This window comes from Pseudoxanthomonas sp. UTMC 1351 (assembly GCF_040948865.1).
Taxonomy (GTDB): domain Bacteria; phylum Pseudomonadota; class Gammaproteobacteria; order Xanthomonadales; family Xanthomonadaceae; genus Pseudoxanthomonas_A.
Genome location: NZ_JAVGJT010000028.1, coordinates 46,950 through 65,070, shown reverse-complemented (window position 1 = coordinate 65,070; position 18,121 = coordinate 46,950). Strand labels below are relative to the sequence as shown.

At 61.3% G+C, this 18,121-nt stretch carries 16 protein-coding genes; 4 read left to right on the top strand and 12 right to left on the bottom strand.

From position 1 onward, the window contains the following. Positions 1–125: 125 nt before the first annotated feature. Positions 126–1,880, bottom strand: a complete 1,755-nt coding sequence (locus tag AB6O04_RS17070; RefSeq protein WP_368565409.1) for a diguanylate cyclase — start codon at positions 1,878–1,880, stop codon at positions 126–128. 257 nt (positions 1,881–2,137) lie between these two features. On the opposite strand from AB6O04_RS17070, the gene AB6O04_RS17065 reads away from it, so the two are divergent. From AB6O04_RS17065 to AB6O04_RS17055, 3 genes are all read left to right on the top strand, one after another. After that, a complete protein-coding gene (locus tag AB6O04_RS17065; protein WP_368565408.1) occupies positions 2,138–3,085 on the top strand; it encodes a DegV family protein in 948 nt (315 codons plus the stop codon). A 103-nt stretch (positions 3,086–3,188) separates the two neighbouring features. Further along, positions 3,189–3,533: a hypothetical protein gene (locus AB6O04_RS17060; RefSeq protein ID WP_368565407.1), complete on the top strand. Its 345-nt coding sequence runs from the start codon at positions 3,189–3,191 to the stop codon at positions 3,531–3,533. A gap of 17 nt (positions 3,534–3,550) precedes the next feature. Next, entirely contained in the window at positions 3,551–4,222 is a 672-nt protein-coding gene (locus AB6O04_RS17055; protein ID WP_368565405.1) for an ATP-binding protein, read from the top strand. 167 nt (positions 4,223–4,389) lie between these two features. Here the strand turns inward: AB6O04_RS17055 and fghA are convergent, their stop codons facing one another. The 8 genes from fghA to AB6O04_RS17015 form a co-directional block, all read right to left on the bottom strand. Then, complete coding sequence (gene fghA / locus AB6O04_RS17050; RefSeq protein WP_368565404.1) at positions 4,390–5,229, bottom strand: S-formylglutathione hydrolase; 840 nt, start codon at positions 5,227–5,229, stop codon at positions 4,390–4,392. A 156-nt stretch (positions 5,230–5,385) separates the two neighbouring features. After that, a complete protein-coding gene (locus tag AB6O04_RS17045; RefSeq protein WP_368565402.1) occupies positions 5,386–6,495 on the bottom strand; it encodes an S-(hydroxymethyl)glutathione dehydrogenase/class III alcohol dehydrogenase in 1,110 nt (369 codons plus the stop codon). Positions 6,496–6,563: 68 nt separating this feature from the next. Then, entirely contained in the window at positions 6,564–6,839 is a 276-nt protein-coding gene (gene frmR, locus AB6O04_RS17040; protein ID WP_368565401.1) for a formaldehyde-responsive transcriptional repressor FrmR, read from the bottom strand. A 261-nt stretch (positions 6,840–7,100) separates the two neighbouring features. Beyond that, positions 7,101–8,660, bottom strand: a complete 1,560-nt coding sequence (locus AB6O04_RS17035) for a diguanylate cyclase (RefSeq protein ID WP_368565400.1) — start codon at positions 8,658–8,660, stop codon at positions 7,101–7,103. Continuing rightward, positions 8,657–11,752, bottom strand: coding sequence for an ESPR-type extended signal peptide-containing protein (locus AB6O04_RS17030; protein ID WP_368565398.1), 3,096 nt, complete (start codon positions 11,750–11,752; stop codon positions 8,657–8,659). The genes AB6O04_RS17035 and AB6O04_RS17030 overlap by 4 nt, the downstream gene beginning before the upstream one ends. 682 nt (positions 11,753–12,434) lie before the next feature. Then, the gene (locus AB6O04_RS17025; RefSeq protein ID WP_368565397.1) at positions 12,435–13,130 is read right to left on the bottom strand and encodes a response regulator transcription factor; all 696 of its coding nucleotides are present in this window, start codon (positions 13,128–13,130) and stop codon (positions 12,435–12,437) included. Between the two features lie 137 nt (positions 13,131–13,267). Next, positions 13,268–13,423, bottom strand: a complete 156-nt coding sequence (locus AB6O04_RS17020; RefSeq protein ID WP_368565396.1) for a hypothetical protein — start codon at positions 13,421–13,423, stop codon at positions 13,268–13,270. A 137-nt stretch (positions 13,424–13,560) separates the two neighbouring features. Next, positions 13,561–15,168, bottom strand: coding sequence for a hypothetical protein (locus AB6O04_RS17015; protein WP_368565394.1), 1,608 nt, complete (start codon positions 15,166–15,168; stop codon positions 13,561–13,563). 4 nt (positions 15,169–15,172) lie between these two features. Here AB6O04_RS17015 and AB6O04_RS17010 point away from each other — a divergent pair, with 4 nt between their 5' ends. Further along, positions 15,173–15,922: a hypothetical protein gene (locus AB6O04_RS17010; RefSeq protein ID WP_368565392.1), complete on the top strand. Its 750-nt coding sequence runs from the start codon at positions 15,173–15,175 to the stop codon at positions 15,920–15,922. 42 nt (positions 15,923–15,964) lie between these two features. On the opposite strand, the gene AB6O04_RS17005 is transcribed toward AB6O04_RS17010, so the two are convergent. The 3 genes from AB6O04_RS17005 to AB6O04_RS16995 all read right to left on the bottom strand — a co-directional run bounded on the left by AB6O04_RS17005 (position 15,965) and on the right by AB6O04_RS16995 (position 17,979). Next, on the bottom strand, positions 15,965–16,729 hold the full coding sequence (locus AB6O04_RS17005) for an FkbM family methyltransferase (protein WP_368565391.1): 765 nt from the start codon (positions 16,727–16,729) through the stop codon (positions 15,965–15,967). 634 nt (positions 16,730–17,363) lie between these two features. After that, positions 17,364–17,627, bottom strand: coding sequence for a hypothetical protein (locus AB6O04_RS17000; RefSeq protein ID WP_368565390.1), 264 nt, complete (start codon positions 17,625–17,627; stop codon positions 17,364–17,366). Between the two features lie 16 nt (positions 17,628–17,643). Beyond that, positions 17,644–17,979 (bottom strand): hypothetical protein, encoded by a 336-nt coding sequence (locus AB6O04_RS16995; RefSeq protein WP_368565388.1) that lies wholly within the window; start codon positions 17,977–17,979, stop codon positions 17,644–17,646. Positions 17,980–18,121 lie beyond the last annotated feature (142 nt).

Below are 18,121 nucleotides of genomic sequence, written 5' to 3'. Positions count from 1 at the left end.
CGCGAGCTTTTCCCTCAGCGGCCGGCTAAAAAGCTCGCGCCGGGACGGCGCTCCTACAGGAAGGTTGCTGGACATAGGTCGGCCCCACGTGGCCGACCGCATGCGTGACTTGCGGTGCCTGTTCGTCACCCGGAAGCGCCTTCGGGGGCTTCCGGTTCATAGGCGGGCACATCGTGCAAAAGGCCCTGCATGGCGACCTGATTGCCGCCCGCTCGTTTGGCGGCGTACATGGCCTGGTCCGCGCGGGCGATCAGGCTGGCAACGCTGTCTTCCGGCAGGCACTCCGCAACCCCAATGCTGGCGGTGACGCCCACCGGCACATGTTCCACCACCGCGCACGAGCGCTCGATCTTGATCCGCACGCGCTCAGCGATCTGCCGCGCGGCTTCCGCATCGGCACCGGCGAGTACCAGCACGAACTCCTCGCCACCGAGCCGACCCAGTTGGTCGCCGTACTGGAATTCTTCGCTGATCACGCGCGCGACTGCGCGCAGGCAGGCGTCGCCCAACGCATGGCCATAGCGGTCGTTGATCTTCTTGAAGAAATCCAGGTCGATGAACAGCAGCGACAACGCAATGCCTTCGCGGCGCTTTTCCAGCACCGCCCAGTCCAGGCGATATTCGATGCCGCCGCGATTCAATACGCCAGTCAACGCATCACGTTCAGCGTGTTCCTTGGCGCTGTCGCGCTCGCGGCGGAACGTCAGCATGCGATCCGCCAAACCAAGCGCCAGCACCACCGCGGTGAATGCCAGTACCAACGGCAGGCCGTATTGCACCCAGTCTATGGCCAGCGCACCCCGGCTCAGCTGCACCGCGCGCCATGTGGTGATCACCAGCAACGGTATCCAGGCGATCATCGCGTAAGCCGCATGCCGGCTGCCGCGCCGCCATGCTATGCCCATGCCGGCGAGCGCCACCACGTTGGTCAACAGGAATACGCCGTTTGCCACATCTGGAAACCATTCCTTGTTCCGTGGCCATGGCACCGCCAACAGCAGCAGCAATACGCCGGGCAAGTAAAGTCCCAGACCACTCATCGCCGCCGCCAGGCGTGGCACGTGCTTGCGCAGTCCCGCGTAGTCCAGCCACAAACCCACCACCGACATGCTGGCCAGGGTAGCGATGACCCAAATACCGGGTGCGCCGAATACCGCCAGCCAACGCAACACCGGCAACGCGTAGGCTTCGCCGTAGGAGCACAGTACGTACAGCAACTGCAGCAACATACTGACCGCATACAGCAGATAGACGCGATCGCGCAGCATGGCCCAGAACAGCAGCACAGCCAGCGACACGCCCACCACCATGCCGACCGCGCACATCAATATGCGGATATGGGCCAGATCGTCGGCGGCGTGCGCAGCGCGCGATTCCACCGTGATATGCAAGGGATAGCGGGCGCCATCCACCTTGACGTAGACAGGCCCATCGCCGGGCAGCGGAAATACCAGCGCGCTGCGCGAGTACTGCGGATCCAGATCGGCATCGAACAAGCTCCGGGTGATGGGCTGGCCGTCTGGCGCGGTCAGCACCGTCACGCGCGCGTTGTACGGGTGGTGGATCAACAGCAATGGCTCGGGCAGCGATTGCGCAGGCTCCACTCGCCATTCGCCGTTGCCGATTACCGTCGGCTCGTCCGGCTTGTTTTCTCCCGGCACACGTTCTTTGACGGTGCCTTCGTCGAGCATGCCTTCGTCTGAGCGCCGCCGCGAGGCATCACCGAGCCGACTCCCGGAAAACAGTCCAACTGTCTGACTGTCGGATGGCGCGGAAGCAATGGGTTGTATCCGATCGACGCGCACGGTTGCACCTTCCCACGCAAACGCGGGTTGCAGCATCCCCAGCCACAACAAAATCGACCCCCACCCCAGTTTCATGTCGCTCCTTGCTCGTTCCGGAGTGTCTGTGGCAGGCGCCGTCGCGACAAGTCCGTGCAAGTTGTTTTTGTGACGTTCATCACACACTTTTAATGATTTTGTGCACAACAACAATCCGACCTACGGCCCGAATGCTGTGTGCGCCAGTTCATATAAAAGGTGACTGGGCGCACAGTCCTGTGCATGCTATGGGACGTATCGCTTCCAATGGGATACGTTTCGCCACATGAATGCGACGAATGCCGGGAGGGGCTGAGATGCGCATAGGGATAGTCGTCGACTCTGCGTGCGACCTGCCGCAGCAGTTTCTGCAAGAGAACAACATCATCGTGCTGCCGATTACGGTGCGCATCGGCGAAGCCGTGCTGGCCGACCACCGCGACGAAGAGGCCACGCTGGGTTTTCTGCACGCGCATGTGGCCGAACGCGGGCACGAGGCCGAAACCACCCCGTACACGGTCAACCAGATTCGCGACCTGTTCCTGGGACGGTTGGTGATCGACTATGACCATGTCTTCTGCATGACCATCACCAAGACCCGCAGTCCGATCTACGACAACGCGATGCAGGCAAGCTTCGCCATTCTCAACGACTACAAGCCAGTTAGGCAGGCCGCTGGCCACAACTCGCCATTCGCGCTGCGCGTGATCGATACCCAGAATCTGTTCGCGGCACAGGGCATTACCGCGGTAGAGGCGGTGCGCATGCGCGCGGCCGGGGCGACCGTGCAGCAGATCCGGGTACGGCTGGAAGAACTCGCCACCCACACCCACGGCTACATGATCCCGCGCGATCTGTATTACCTGCGCGCCCGTGCCCGCACCAAGGGCGACCGCAGCGTAGGGTTGCTGAGCGCCGCGCTGGGCAGCGCGCTGGATATCAAGCCGGTACTGCACGGTTTCAACGGCAACACCGAGCCGGTCGCCAAGATCAAAGGCTTCGACAATGCCGTGGAGCAGCTGTTCAAGTTCAGCGGCAACCGGGTCATGAGCGGACTGATGACGCCCACCGTCTGCCTGAGTTATGGCGGCGAACTGGCGGAACTGCGTGCGTTGCCGGGCTACCAGCGCCTGCGCGACATCTGCACCAACAACAACGTGGAAGTGTACGAAAGCGTGATGAGCCTGACCGGCATGGTCAACGTGGGCAAAGGCGCGGTGGTCGTCGGCTTCGCGTCAGAGCCGCACACCTTCAAGGCCGCGTAGCGCGGCCCAAGGCCGGTTAGCGCATGGGACAGGCTGTCCTATTAGCGTTAACAAGGCCTTAGCGCGCCATCGCTAATCTAGTCGCCTTACCGACGAGGGTGCCATGCCTGTCCGCTACTACATCAGCCTGCCCAATCCGGGCCGTGCTCGCGGCAGCGATGCCGCCCTCAGTTTCAGCGCCCATGGCGCCGAAGAATTCGCAGCCCAGCTGCAAGGCGCCCTGCGCAGCAGCAGTTTGTTCGAACGCTGGCGCAATGCGCAGGAAGACCCGGATGAAGTGGACCCGGGCCTGGGTATCGTCGATCCAAGCGCCAATGTCAGCGGCCAACAAGACGATCTACGCATCGTACTGGTGGCCACCACATCCATTCCCGGCCTGGTGTTGAAGCACCGCTTACGGCTGCTGGCCGGCAATAGCTGGGAGCTGCTGGACGTTTCCGCCGCCTGATGCCGGTGCCTGTCCCCATGCTGCTGGCTTGGAGCGGCGGCAAAGACGCCGCCTGGACGCTGCACACGTTGCGCCAACGCTCCGATGTGGAAGTCGTAGGCTTGTTGACCACGGTCGCTGGCGACCGGGTTGCGATGCAAGGCATTCGCCGTGAGGTACTGCACGCGCAGGCTGTCGCCGCCGGATTGCCGCTGATAGAAGCGGCGATTCCGAGTCCCTGCAGCAACGCCGACTACGAAACGGCGATGACGCAAGCCTTGGTTGAAGCCAAATCGCGTTGGCCGACACTGCGCACGGCGGCGTTCGGCGATCTATTCCTGGAAGACATCCGCGCGTACCGCGAAAGCCAATGCGCCCGTATCGGCTGGCAGGTTGTCACGCCTTTGTTCGGCATGGATACCTCCGCATTGGCGAGAGAAATGATCGCGGGTGGACTACGTGCACGCGTTTGCTGTGTCGACACGGAGCAGCTGGATGGCCGCTTCGCCGGTCGTGAGTTCGATGAATCACTGCTGCGCGACCTGCCGCCGAACGTGGACCCCTGCGGTGAGAACGGCGAGTTTCATACCTGCGTCTATGCCGGGCCGATGTTCTCCGAATCGTTGCATCTTCGCCAAGGCGACACCGCGCTGCGGGATGGGCGCTTTGCGTATACCGACTTCGAATTAGCTTTCGTAGGAGCGACGTAAGTCGCGACTGGAAGAATGCCAAAAGCTTGGACACGGATTAACGCGGATAAAAACATTTAATGCTTTATCCGCTTTTATTCGCGTTAATCCGTGTCTAAAGTCTTTTTTGTTTTCCGGTCGCGACTTACCGGTGCCGGGCATGCCGGCACCACTCCCACAAGGACGGGCTACTGGTCAACCAACGCCGCCGCATGGTAAGCAATATGCTCGCCGATGAAACTGCTGATGAAGTAATAACTGTGATCGTAGCCAGGCCGCATTCGCAGTTGCAGCGGATGACCGGCTTTCTCGCAAGCTTCGCGCAGCAATTCCGGTTTCAACTGATTGGCCAGGAATTCGTCGGCATCGCCTTGATCGATCAGTAGCGGCAGCCGCTCTTCGGCCTGCGCGATCAACGCGACGGCATCCCAGGCTTTCCACGTTGCGCGATCGTCCCCCAGATAGGCGGCGAACGCTTTCTGCCCCCAAGGCGCCTGTGAAGGCGCGACGATGGGCGAGAAAGCCGAAACGCTGCGATAGCGCCCAGGGTTCTTCAGCGCCGTGATCAGCGCCCCGTGTCCGCCCATCGAATGCCCGCTGATCGCCCGCGCGTCGGTGATCGGGAAGTGCGCTTCGATCAATGCCGGCAGTTCGGACGCGACGTAGTCGTACATGCGGTAATGACCCGACCACGGCGACTGCGTGGCATTGAGATAGAAACCGGCGCCTTTGCCCAGGTCATAGCCTTCGGCGTCAGCCACTTCGCCGCCACGCGGGCTGGTATCCGGCACCACCAAAACGACGCCGTGCTCAGCCGCATATCGCTGTGCGCCTGCCTTGGTGATGAAGTTCTGCTCAGTACAGGTCAGGCCGGACAGCCAATACAGCACGGGAAGCTTGCGCGATGCTGCCTGTGGGGGGAGGTAGACCGCGAAGTTCATGCTGCAGCCAAGCGTTCGCGATTCGTGCCGGTAGACGTCCTGCCAACCGCCAAAACAGGCGCGGTGTTCGATGCGTTCAAGCTTCATAAGTTGGTCCTGATTTCCCTTCTCCGTCGGGAGAAGGTGGCGCGCAGCGCCGGATGAGGGAATGGAGTATCCGCTTGTAGCAAACTCGATGAGCCTGTCATTGCCATTCCCTCATCCGCCCTCCGGGCACCTTCTCCCGATGGGAGAAGGGAAACGCTAGTAGTGAATCACCGTCCGGATGGACTTGCCTTCATGCATCAGATCGAACGCTTCGTTGATCTGCTCCAACGGCAAGTTGTGGGTAATGAAGGGATCGAGATCGATCTCGCCCGTCATCGCCTGCTCCACCATGCCCGGCAGTTGCGTGCGGCCTTTGACGCCGCCGAATGCCGAACCTCGCCACACCCGGCCGGTGACCAATTGGAACGGCCGCGTGCGGATTTCCTGTCCCGCACCCGCCACGCCGATGATCACGCTCTCGCCCCAGCCCTTGTGGCAACACTCCAACGCCGCGCGCATCACCTCGACATTGCCGATGCACTCGAAACTGAAATCCACGCCGCCGTCGGTGAGTTCGACAATCACTTCCTGTATCGGTTTGTCGTAATCCTTGGGATTGATGCAGTCGGTCGCACCCATCTGCCGGGCCAGCACGAACTTGCCTGGATTGGTGTCGATAGCGACGATGCGGCCGGCCTTGGCCTGCACCGCGCCTTGAATGACCGCCAAGCCGATACCGCCCAGGCCGAACACCGCCACGCTGTCGCCCGCCTTCACCTTGGCGGTGTTGTGCACCGCGCCGATGCCGGTGGTGACGCCGCAACCCAGCAGACAAACTTTCTCCAGCGGCGCATCCGGATTCACCACGGCCAGGGAAATCTCAGGCACCACCGTGTACTCGCTGAAGGTACTGCAGCCCATGTAGTGATAGATCGGCGTGCCCTGGTAGGAGAAACGCGTGGTGCCGTCCGGCATCAGGCCCTTGCCTTGGGTGGCACGTACCGCCTGGCAGAGATTGGTTTTCCCGGACAGGCAGAATTTGCACTGGCGGCATTCGGCCGTATACAGCGGGATGACGTGATCCCCAGGCTTGACGCTGGTTACACCTTCGCCAACTTCGATCACGATGCCGCCACCTTCATGACCCAACACGGCAGGAAAAATGCCTTCCGGATCGTCGCCGCTCAGCGTGAAAGCGTCTGTATGGCAGACGCCAGTCGCGGTGATTTTGACCAATACTTCGCCAGCACGAGGCGGCTCGACATCGATCTCGACGATTTCCAACGGCTTGCCCGCTTCGAAAGCAACGGCGGCGCGGCTCTTCATTTCGGTTTCTCCTCCCACGAAGTTCAAAAAAATAGGCGGCACGGCGCCGCCAATGAGTTCCAGATGAGTTATTTCAGATAGGAACGAACCAGCCCGGCCATTTCCTTTACCCGGGCCTGACGCTGGGCGTCGGAACCTGCTGCTTGGCCGAATTCTTCGCGAATGTGGGCTTCCATCACCTCGGACATCAACCCGTTCACCGCACCGCGGATGGCGGCAATCTGCTGCAACACCGCGCCGCATTCGGTGCCGGCCTCCAGCGCACGCTCCAATGCTTCCGCCTGACCTTTGATGCGGCGAACGCGAGTCAGCACGCGCTTTTTTTCCTGGGGCGTGTGGGGCATCCGGCGGGCTCTTCTGATACTGGGGGCCAGTATACGCCAGGTAGCGGCAACGACAAGCCTGTGGAGGGCTGTAGCGGAAAGTACAGGCGAGCTCCTCGGCGCCCGCTATGGTCGAACCCGGAGTACGACGATGGTCAAAAAACCTGAGGCATGGACATTCGTCCGCAGCAGTCACGTGGACAACCTCTTCCTACAAATTGCCCTCAGACATTGGCTTTACCAAGGATGTAGAAAAACGAAAAAGGCATCGACTCACTTGGGCTAGCGATCTGACGGACCAGTGATCTTGACAGGGTCAAGCGATCTTCGGGCCGCTAAGATTGTCGGGAGGGTGATGATGAACTTACTGCCCTGGTTCCTTCCGCTACTTTGCGCGCTCACGGTGCCCTGATGCGCGGCAACAAGTTCGCGGACAAGGGCCAAGCCTATCCCCAGGCCTCCACTGTGTAACCTCAGAGCCCCGACCTCCTGCACGAACAGATCAAAAATATGCGGTAGCGCATGGGTGGGTATACCGATGCCGTTGTCGGAAACCACTATCAAGACCTCATCCCCCACGGCCTCCATGCTCACGTCGATATGACCACCCATAGGCGTGTACTTGGAGGCGTTGTCGAGCAGATTGCTGAAGATCTGCCTTAAGCGCACCTTACTGCCTCGAACAAATATAGGTCTCGAGGACAATCTAGCGTCAATCGTTTGCGAACGCTCCATCATGCCGGGAATACCAGTTTCCACTGCCTTCTCCAGAACGGCACCTACGTCCACCTCACTGAGTTCCATACGCAGCTTACCTGTACTGATCCTCGATACATCGAGTAGATCTTCGATCAAGTAAACCAAATGCTGAACTTCATCCTCGATAATCTTCTTCAGCTTATTTGGCGGCGCTTCCTCGATATACCCTAAACTCAACATGTCCGCCGCCAATTGAATAGCGGTCAACGGACTACGCAGTTCATGGGCCACCATTGCCAAGAACTTGATCTCATTGTCGCGCGCATCATCCGCAAGATCCTTGAGTTGGTGAGCAGCAAGGGCGGTCATGACCAACTGTTCGTTGGCCTGCTTCAGCTGTGCCATGCTCGGCTGCCCCGATAGCTTAGGTCGGCTCGAGGCGATTAGTTCATGAGTTGGCTCATGGAAACCGACACGACTACCTCCGAGCCGTTTGACTACATACATGGCCTCGTCCGCGTGCTCGATCAGCTGCGGTCCTGTAGACGCATCCAAGGGGAAAATGGAGATACCGATGCTGGCGGTCAGACTCAGAACATGCCCACCCACTTGGGTAGGAATTGCCAAAGCTTCCAGCATTTTCAGCGCTATATCGGCCGCATCGCCTGGCTGAGAAAGTTCACTGAGCAAAACGACAAACTCATCGCCGCCATGCCGGCTTACCGTATCCGTGCTGCGGACCATGGATTCGAGCCGGCGCGCCGCCAGCTGCAGCGCTGCATCGCCCGCCGCATGGCCTAGCGAATCGTTTATCAATTTGAGGTGGTCGATGTCCACGAAGAGCACAGCCATCTGCGCGTTGTGACGCGTCGCCATTCCGATTGCATTCTCAAGCCGTTCCAGCGTCAGCGCGCGGTTAGGCGTGTTCGTCAAGACGTCTCTTTGACTGGAAACAATCAAGCCAGCAAGGCTTTCTTTCGCTGTCTCGGCTACCTTGCGCGCATCAAGCGCTGCAATCAACAGCTTCTCATTGGCGTTCCGCAACCCGTGGGCGTGGCTTGTGCTCTCCTCTTCGTGGAGAGCGGCCAACTCTTGTCGCAGCCTCGATAAGTCAGCGCGGACTGCCTCGGCCTGCGCGGTCAAGACCGCCAACCTGTCGGAAGCGAGTTCTTGCTCCCTCTTCGGCCGTTTGATACTGCGCGCTCAGCGGCTTGCGCACCGGCACCAAATGCCACCGCATATTCGCCTCTTGCGACCGTACTGGTGAGTGCCCAACCGCTGCTTGTCGGCTTGAGATACAAGCTGCCAACCGCAAGAGCCGATGTGCCATTGCTTGTCGTCAGCGTACCCAAGGCGATGGTGTTATTGCCGGTTACATTGGCCAGCGTGCCGATGGCAATGCCGTTGAGTCCGCTGTCGTAAACCCGCGAGGCAGCGCCGATGGCGATGCCACTCACTGCTTGGCTGACCGCATTGTGGCCGACCACCGTAGCCCTGTCCGCCTCGGCCCGGGAGCGATAGCCCATCGCGACGCTATTCACTCCGTCCGCTCGATTGTCGAAACCAATCGCTATGCCATTCTCGCCAGCAGTCGTATTACCCGATCCGATCGCCGTGCTGTCAGCACCCAGCGCGCTGTTGCCCCAACCAACGGCCGTACTGCCTTGGCCCAGCGCGGTGGCGCCGGTACCGAGCGCGGTCGCACCTTCGCCAAAGGCCAAACTGCCGCTACCTACCGCGACGCTGTAGTCGGCGTCTGCCAAGGATTGATAACCATAGGCACTGCTTTCCACGCCGTTGGCCGAACTGTAGGCGCCGGCGGCGGTGCTGGACTCGCCCGCGGCCGAACTCATCGCGCCGCTTGCCGTGGATTGATTGCCGAGCGCCGTGGCGCTGGCGCCCATTGCCACCGCGTCCACGCCAGCGGCGACCGCATCATCGCTGCCATCCTTCAGACCATTGGCTTTGAAGTATCGGCTTGCCTCCGTACCCACGTCGGCAATCGCTTCGCTCAACTGGTCGACGTTGACGGCATCGGTGCCTTCGGTGCCGGCAGCGACGTTGGCGATCTGCCTGTCGATGGCCGGGTTCACCGTACCGGCGGCGTCGGTCCAATCCTGCGCGGCGCCAACCGATACGGTATTCGGGCGATCCGCCAACGAGCCTTGGCCGAGCGTCACGCTGTTGCTCGCTTCCGATGTCGTCCAGGCATTGGCGCCCAGCACGGTCGCCTTATCGGCCTGCGCGAAGCTATTGAAGCCCAGGGCGGTCGCCGCACCGCCAACTGCCCACGCTTCCGATCCTATGGCCGTGGTGAAGTCGCCGACCAGTGTGCTGCCAGAGTAAGAACCCGCGTATGCGCCGGAACCGAGCGCCGTGCTGTAGTTGCCGTCGGCACCCGCCGAGCTTCTCGACCCGTCCGAATAACCGCCAACGGCTGTGCTGAACAAGCCTGTGGCCTTGGCGTTGCCACCGATCGCGGTGCCGGAGCCGACGAGCGTACCTTCACCGCTCCCGTCATATACCCATCGACCGGCAACTGCGCCGCGGCCGATGGCAACCGCATCATCACCGGCTTCCGCCGCCGTACCCAATGCAATGGAGTCACCACCGGCTGCTGACGCGCCGGCTCCGATCGCGATAGCCCGGCGATCACCGGTGTGGGCACCGGAGCCTATCGCAATCGAAAACGGAGCATCGGCCAACGACCTTCCACCAATGGAGATGGCGTGCAACCCATTGCTCTGCGATTCGGAACCTATCGATACGCTTTTCGTTCCGTTCGCGGTACTTCTTTCGCCTAGCGCCACACTGTTGTTGCCATTGGCCTGGGCATTGCTGCCACCGACAAAGCTGGCCAGCCCCGCTGCCGTCGCGCCGGTGCCGAATGCCACACTGCCATCGCCTTCGGCAACCGCGCCATAGCCGCCTGCATGGCTATAGTCGCCAATCGCGGCGGCGCCTGTGCCGAACGCGGAGGCGCCTTCGCCGAATGCCACACTGCCGCTACCTACCGCGACGCTGTAATCGGCGTCTGCCAAAGCCTGATAGCCATAAGCACTGCTTTCCACGCCATTGGCCGAACTGTAGGCGCCAGTGGCCGTGCTGGAATCGCTAGCGGCTGTGCTCATCGCACCGCTCGCCGTTGCGTGGTCGCCGAGCGCCACAGCACCGGCACCGAGCGCCTGCGCGCCATCGCCAAGAGCACCGGCCATGCTTCCCAACGCGATGGCGCCGTCGCCTTCGGCATAGGTCGTCTCGCCGATGTCGGGCAAGCCATCTCCGTCATGGTCGACCCACTCAGCCGAGCCGCCGATCGCTATCGCACCTTCGCTCCAGGCGGCGGCATAACGGCCAAGCGCCACGCCATGGTTGCCCACAGCGGTACTGAATGCACCCAGGCTGGTGCTACCACTTCCGATCGCCTGACTGAAGGCGCCGGCGGCCACGGCGTCAGTCAAGGCCACTGAGTAACCACCCAACGCCACGCCGAAATTCCCCGCGCCGGAAAAAGCGCCGACTGCCACGGCGGCCTCGGCATCCGTTCCGGTCCCACTCCTGTATCCGACCGCGACGCTGCCGGGGCCGTGAGTCGACGCCATCGCGCCCACCGCCGTGCCACCGTTGCCTTCGACGGAACTATCCGCGCCCAGTGCGGTGCCGGCTTGCTCGGCAACAACCTCCGATGACGCGCCAAGCGCGGTGTTCCCGAAACCAAAAGCAAGCGAGTTCGTGCCTATGGCGGTACTCGCGTCGCCGAGCGTGACCGCATTGGCACCGAACGCTGCGCTGCCGAGTCCCTCGACAACACTGCCGTTTCCGACCGTCGTGCTGTGATCTCCAACGACAGCGCTGCCAGACCCCAAGGCAATACTGTTGTCTCCGTCTATGCTGGCTTCGATCGCTCCGGATTGGCTCGGGCTGATCTTGAGGTAAAGGTCATTGTCCGGAACGGGTATTGAAGCCGTGGCCAGATTGTCCTCCACTGACATCGGACAGTCGGTCATCTCAGCCTCTCCCTCCAGCACCTCACAGGACACGCGGCTGGTTTGCGAATTCGTGAGATCCGGACTCTCCGCTGAAATCGCCGGCAATGCGAAGAACAAGCTCACTGCAGAGCACGCGATCGCTACACGACGCTTGCTGCTACTTTTTCCTTTGGCCGACGCAAATTCGGAAGCAACCACCAACTGCTGCAGCGCATTGCTCCACACAAGACGGAAAATCTTGTTCATCATCTCTCCTGGGTCGAAGAGCAAAGATCAGCTTGCGTCTGTTCGCGTTCGAACAGTCAGGGCAATGCCGCGCTTTACTCGTTTGATGGGGCTGCGGCATGCGAGAGTCGCTGCAGCAGTGAAGCAGCGAAGTTATTTCTCATTCATCAGACTGTCACGCACGCTATGTCACTGCTGCATCACCGCTATCTCACCGGCATTGCGCGTGATTGAAGCAGCAGGAAGAGTCGCTTCATTGAGACGATGGATCACGACCGTGCTCTTGTAGATGCGGCGTCCCGCCGCGAGCTCTCTCCGCGGCGGGAAGAAAAGGCAAAAGCTCGCGCCGAGACGGCGCTCCTACATGGTCTCCGTCTTGCGTGTTCGCTTCGTTCTCATAGGTGGCCTTGCTCTTGTAGGAGCGGCGTCCCGCCGCGAGCTCTTTCCGTCATTTCGCAACAATGCCAGGAGCAGTTGAGCCCGCCTGTTGTTCGCCACCCCGACGCGCTGCGGCGCGCTCTTGATCGCGCGCGCCGAACCGCCATCGGGGCGCGGAGCGGCGTCCCGCCGCGAGCTCTCCTGCGGCGGGAAGAAAAGGCAAAAAGCTCGCGCCGAGACGGCGCTCCTACATGGATTTACGGCGCTCCTGTCGGCATTCCCCTCGACTTATTTTTCAGCATGGATCTCAGCTGATACAAATCGACTACGCCGTCCAGCAGTACCCCTCTCCACGCACCGATGACAGCGGAAGCTCGACGGCACATGCTCTCATCACCTTGCGCCGCAATCGGTGGACGATGGAATCGAGCCGGTGCATGTCGTAGTCGAAGATATCGTCAGTCAACTCCTCGACCAGCTTGGTCCTGGATACCACGCTGCCCTCCGAACTGACCAGCCGCTGGACCAGACGCCGTTCGCTTCTGGTCAGGCCGATGGAACGTCCCGCGGGAGACGCCAGGCACCATCCATCACTCCGCAAATGCCATCGGCTCTCGGGCGCTGCGTATGCTTCAGATGACCGCAGTCGCCTGGCAACGCTGTGCAGCGTCGCTGCAAGCAGCGCCATGCGGATCGGCTTGGAGACGCAAGCGTCGGCTCCGCTGATCAAGGCACGCACTTCGTCGGCACATTCCGGCTGACCCGTCAGCATGATCAATCCCATCTGGGGGCGTTCCCGCCGCAGGCGTTTGGCCAGCTCAAAACCGCTGCCATCCGGCAATTCGACGTTCAACACCAGCATATCCGGCTGGCGCTTTTTCAGATGGCGGTGCAGATCGAATGTCGTCGCAAGTCCAGCAACATCGAATCCAAAGTCCGTCAGCTTTGGCAGAAGAACCTGCTCCCGAAGTACTTCATCGTCGTCCAGAATCGCAATTTGAAGCGCAGGCGCACACCGCATTGGTTCCCCTCATCTACAGGCGACATCGGCGGTATCAATACAGCGACTTATATGGAGATGAGAATGGAGATTGTTCGAAAAGTCGACTTGCGAGCTCATGGGCATGTCACTCTGGAAGTGACTTGCCTTCAAGCCTGTCACTTGATGATCTGCGTAACAAAGACCCAGGTAGGAGCGCCGTCCCCGGCGCGAGCTTTTGCTTTGTCTGGTCGTTGAGGAAAGAGCTCGCGGCGAGGACGCCGCTCCTGCAAAGGCGCCATCCCAAAGCCATAAAGGCCTTCTTCGGAAGCCATGTGGCTTCTGCTATCTCGCGTGTGAGGCGCTGGGTCCCGGCCTACGCCGGGATGACGCTTGCTACCGACCCTGGACATTCGGTGCGGATCTAGCTCACTACCCTGATTGCTGCCTCTTTCTCCGCCAAGAAAACGCGCTAGTGCCACCGCTGCAACCCACGCGGATCACGCGCGTGGCTTGGACGCATCGCTGCTTCTCGATGGGCGCTGGCGGCACGTGCATCGCCAGCACGCTCCGCGGACTCAGCAATCAGGAGGCGCGCGGCTGGATCGTGTTCGGCAACCGCGAAAAGATGCGCCGCTAACTCAGCCTCGACAGCGTTAGGGTCGCCCCCCAATCGTGCTTCCAACAGGCAATGCAGGGCGGCGTTCGACCAGTGGCTCGCCAGCAGTGGCTCGGCCAGAGCCGAAGCGGCCGCATAGTATGGCGTCGCTTCAGTCGCAGGCAGCATTGCGGCCTGCTCCAACGCAATGCGCGCGCTTTCCAGACGCAATTCAGTTGCGTCTTCGCGAGCCAGCAGAGGCGCAAGCTGGGCAGCGGCTTCGCTCAAGGTCGCCAGGCGGGTGCCGCCGCGCTCATGGTGAGCACGCATGCGTAGGAGGCGTGCATGCGTCACAGGCACACGCAGATCGCCGGGCAACGCGACCTTCAAGCGCCGTAATACGGCTGCGCCTTCTTCCAGCTTCGCGCGGGCGCCTGCGCCTCGCAGCAGCGCCGCCTCGCGACCGAGCAGCTCCACCCAGGCAAGCAGACATAACGGCGGCGCTTCATCGCCATCAAGCATCGCGTGATGCTGCTCGCGCAGTGAGCGAAGCCTAAGCAGGCGATCGGCGGCATTGGCGCGATCGGCCCAGGCCAAACCGTTTTCAATCCGGGCAGCCAGCCACAATGGACGTTGTGGTTCCGCGGCGGCAGAGGCGCCGGCCAGCAGCAGCGCATCGGCGTCCATAAGCAATGCATCGGCCTCTCGCGCCGGCAGCGTATCGGCGCGGACGCGCAGCACCTGATGCAGCAGCCAGACCGCATTGCCTGCCGATCCGTCGCCAGCAGTGACCGCCTGCCGCAGTGCCACTTCGGCGGCTTTCAACAGCTCCACGCTCCGAGATGGATATTCGGTAGCATCCATCAACGTAGCGCGCTGGAACAAGGCATCGCCCCAGTCGATCAACAGCTTGGGCCCTGGTGCGTGCTGCGCGTCGACAGCGTTCTTGAAGTTGGCGATGGCGCGATCGAGCAACGATGCACGTACCGACACAGGTTCGCCACCGGCTTGCAGCAGCAGGCAACGCGCGATGCAACTGGACATCTCGCCACGTTGTGGGTCGCGTCGCAACGCTTGCTCGAAAGCAGCGGCCGCTTCGGCATAGCTCCCCGGATCACCACCTTCCTGCGCCAACTTCCACCATGCCCAGCCAGCGACCGCCCAGACATCGGCGGGCGCATCGTCTCGCTCCATCACCGGGGCCAGTTCGCGCAACGCCTCCTGCGGCTTGCCGGCCGACAGCTTCTGCTTGGCGACCTTGAGTGCTTCATCCGCTTCCAGTGGCTTGACGACAATAGGGACCGCTGCGGAAGAAGCAGGGGCGGCGGCCGTCGTGGTTGTGAGCGTAACCGGAATGGGATCAATGCAGAGATTCGCTTCCAGTGCCGGCACCTGTGTCACCTTCGGTATCCAATGCACACCGGATAAATCCAATGCGGGCGTTACCGGATCATCTTCAGGCCGCGCTCTTTGCGATGGCACAACCATGGGCTCGACCGCCATCGGCTCCGGCGCAGCTGCTGATCTCGCCTTTTCGGCGAACGCATCTACTTCCTGCGCAAGCACCAAAGGTATCTCACCGCCAGATGCATCAGTAACGGCGGCCGCATCCATCGGCGAGGTCCGCGCCAGTTGCACGGTTTTCTTTGGGTGGAAGCTCGCCCGCTGGGTACGACGCCCTATCAAGGCACTCCAGAAGCTCGCTATTGCGACCAGCGCAAGCGCAATTGCCGCCCAGAATTCCCAACTCTTCGATGCGTATGCCGTTGCTGGCGCGGTGGCGGTGGCGGTGGCGGTGTCAACGTCGGTATTTAACACAACCTTGGCTGATGTGGACGGCTCATCCCCCTCGGCAGAAAGTGGCAGCGAGTACGAGCTCTCGCTCCCGGCCATGGATGGCTGGGAGCGAACATCGTCATTCGCCGACGTGGTTTCCTTGAACGTCGGTTCGTTCGACCTGGCTGCGCCCAATGCAATATCGATCGGCCGGATTGATTCGGCCGGCTGGGCTGAGTCGATGGCCGCGGTTGCCGCGTCCATCGATTTTCCTATCGGCATGGATCCAGACGATGGCCTCTGCGACGGCGCCTGCATCGCGCAGGCATTGATCGCAATAGCAAACACGATCAATACCGCCCACGCCGGCAGGATGCTGTTCGACGAAGACGGCATCGGCGAACCGTTGGATGGACGTTTGGACATATCCCTACGCGATCATGAGCGAAACAGGCAGTGAGGAGGGCGGCGCAAACTGGGGAATGGCCGTTCCGCCGCTTCGTCAGAGCTCGATGAGTTCTTCGAAGTCCATGGACGATTCGACCGGCGCGGCCACGACGTTCTGATGCACGCGTCCCGGGAATAGGTTGACCGCCGCGCTGCCGGCATAGTTGCGCGGGCTGTGCAGGTACGGCAGGTGCGACCAGCAGCGATAGCCGAGATCTTTCACCTGCTTGATCTCCGCCTCGGCGGCGTCTTGAGAACCCAGACGGAAATATAGGCAGGGCCGCGTGCGGCGCAGGGTTTCTCCGCCACCGTCGAGCGTCGCCGACAGCGTCCCCGGCAGGTTGATCTTCAGCAGATGGAGCGCACTCAACGCCAGGTCGTCCAACGTGGCGATGCGGATTTGTTCACCACCGGCCGCACCATGCTGGATATCGGGCATTAGCGCGGCGAGTTCGTTCCGGCCTGGCGAACGGCCCAGCCAGACGGAATGCGTATGCACGTTGCTCAGGCCGTTGAGCGCCAGATTGGCACATAACTGCTGCATGGCGAGCCGGCGCGGTTCGATTACATGCACCTCTCCTGCAGCACCGGTAGCCCGCGCGAGCCAAAGCGTATGTGCGCCGTACTCGCCGCCAAATTCGACCACGCTCTGGCCTTCCATCAGCATGGTGCTCAGGAGATCCAGTTCCTGCTCAATCCACTCCCCATACTGGCGAAGCGACCGGGCGATGGTGTCGTCCACAGGCAATGCATTGATCGTGCCGTAGCGCGTGTTCCATAGCTGCGGAGCGGAGTTGGTCGATGTGATGGCTGTGTTCATGGCTCAGTTTCCGGAAGTGAGTAAGTGCCACTGGCGTTCGGCCGTGGCATGGCGTGCTTGAATCCGGAAGCCGATACAGGCATCCGATCGCATGAGACGCACTATAGGAAACCGCTCGCAAGGGGCCCATCGAGATAGATCGAAATTTCGTCACTATCACGATCGGCTCAGTGGCGATAAAGGAATGGGAGCGAGCGTCACGGCTCCTACGCGGCTTGCCTTACCTTTCTCCCAAAAACGATTGAAGCCTATCTGTTAGCCATCCGGTCGCGCTGCGGCGCGTTCTTGATCGTGTGCACTGAACGGCTACCGGGGCGCGGAGCGGCGTCTCGCCGCGAGCTCTTCCTTCAGCGGCCGAACAAAGCAAAAGCTCACGCCGGGACGGCGCTCCTACGAAGGGTTGACGGACGTAGGTCAGCCCCCCGTTGCCGACGCATGCATATTGCGAGGCCGCCTGTTCGCCATCCTGACGCGCTGCGGTGCGTTCTTGATGGTGTGCGCACTGAATGGCTACCGCAGCGCGGAGCGGCGTATCCGCCGCGAGCTCCCCTCAACGACCAGACAAACAACACTTCGCGTCGGAGACGGCATTCCTACAGGAGCGCTCCAGCACGACGAGTTTTCCGCAATGCGGCTAGGTCTGCGGCGGTTGATCTCGCATCTTGGCCAGCAGGGCCGCGCCTGCTTCGGTCAGCCCGACTATGGCACCACTGTATGGCTTGCGCAGTTTGTCGGATGCCGACACGACATCCATCAACCCCGCCATTTGCAGTTCCTCCATTCGTGCCAGGACGTCCTGGCACGGATAGCTTTTCATTTCCAAACGCTGCAGATTCACGCCTGGAGTAACCACACTGAACTTTTCGAGCAGATGATAGGTGAGCTGACAACGCTGCATGGGAATCCAGGATGATTTATGTGCGCGCGAAGCTGGACGGCTGGCAGCTTGGAATTGACTCATCCCCATAGCGCAGCCCCTGCCTTTCGATCTCCAGGCAAACCATCAGCTGGATCTCGTCCAGGACATCGCGGATTTCCCCGTTGGCGCTTGCATCCAAGTGGTGGCTGCGCATATGCGCGGCCAGCAACTTGGCCAACAATGGGTGGAGGATTGCACCATCCTGGTGGCAGGCATCCCGCAGCAGCGCAGCGAGCTTGGCCTCGGCCTTTGTTTTTACGCCGGCCGGGCGCGCCGGAGCCGCGGATAGTCGAGGCTCGCGAAGAGAACGCAAAGCGAACACGTTGGTCATGGCGGTTTTCCTGCGGCCCATACGAGCTGTGGTGGCCGGCAGTTTGCCCAGCAGCCGGGCGCACGCCTATGCAACAAGTACGAAACTCGATTATTCGTGTCCGCGGAAGCGGCGAGTTCTAAACATCGATTTGCAAGGCCAA

What these genes read in the sequence shown, in the direction of transcription:
- AB6O04_RS17070 (WP_368565409.1), bottom strand. Translation starts at nt 1,880, where the DNA reads ATGAAACTGGGGTGGGGGTCGATTTTGTTGTGGCTGGGGATGCTGCAA.
- AB6O04_RS17065 (WP_368565408.1), top strand. Translation starts at nt 2,138, where the DNA reads ATGCGCATAGGGATAGTCGTCGACTCTGCGTGCGACCTGCCGCAGCAG.
- AB6O04_RS17060 (WP_368565407.1), top strand. Translation starts at nt 3,189, where the DNA reads ATGCCTGTCCGCTACTACATCAGCCTGCCCAATCCGGGCCGTGCTCGC.
- AB6O04_RS17055 (WP_368565405.1), top strand. Translation starts at nt 3,551, where the DNA reads ATGCTGCTGGCTTGGAGCGGCGGCAAAGACGCCGCCTGGACGCTGCAC.
- fghA (WP_368565404.1), bottom strand. Translation starts at nt 5,229, where the DNA reads ATGAAGCTTGAACGCATCGAACACCGCGCCTGTTTTGGCGGTTGGCAG.
- AB6O04_RS17045 (WP_368565402.1), bottom strand. Translation starts at nt 6,495, where the DNA reads ATGAAGAGCCGCGCCGCCGTTGCTTTCGAAGCGGGCAAGCCGTTGGAA.
- frmR (WP_368565401.1), bottom strand. Translation starts at nt 6,839, where the DNA reads ATGCCCCACACGCCCCAGGAAAAAAAGCGCGTGCTGACTCGCGTTCGC.
- AB6O04_RS17030 (WP_368565398.1), bottom strand. Translation starts at nt 11,752, where the DNA reads ATGAACAAGATTTTCCGTCTTGTGTGGAGCAATGCGCTGCAGCAGTTG.
- AB6O04_RS17025 (WP_368565397.1), bottom strand. Translation starts at nt 13,130, where the DNA reads ATGCGGTGTGCGCCTGCGCTTCAAATTGCGATTCTGGACGACGATGAA.
- AB6O04_RS17020 (WP_368565396.1), bottom strand. Translation starts at nt 13,423, where the DNA reads ATGGCTTCCGAAGAAGGCCTTTATGGCTTTGGGATGGCGCCTTTGCAG.
- AB6O04_RS17010 (WP_368565392.1), top strand. Translation starts at nt 15,173, where the DNA reads ATGGGCTCGACCGCCATCGGCTCCGGCGCAGCTGCTGATCTCGCCTTT.
- AB6O04_RS17005 (WP_368565391.1), bottom strand. Translation starts at nt 16,729, where the DNA reads ATGAACACAGCCATCACATCGACCAACTCCGCTCCGCAGCTATGGAAC.
- AB6O04_RS17000 (WP_368565390.1), bottom strand. Translation starts at nt 17,627, where the DNA reads ATGCAGCGTTGTCAGCTCACCTATCATCTGCTCGAAAAGTTCAGTGTG.
- AB6O04_RS16995 (WP_368565388.1), bottom strand. Translation starts at nt 17,979, where the DNA reads ATGACCAACGTGTTCGCTTTGCGTTCTCTTCGCGAGCCTCGACTATCC.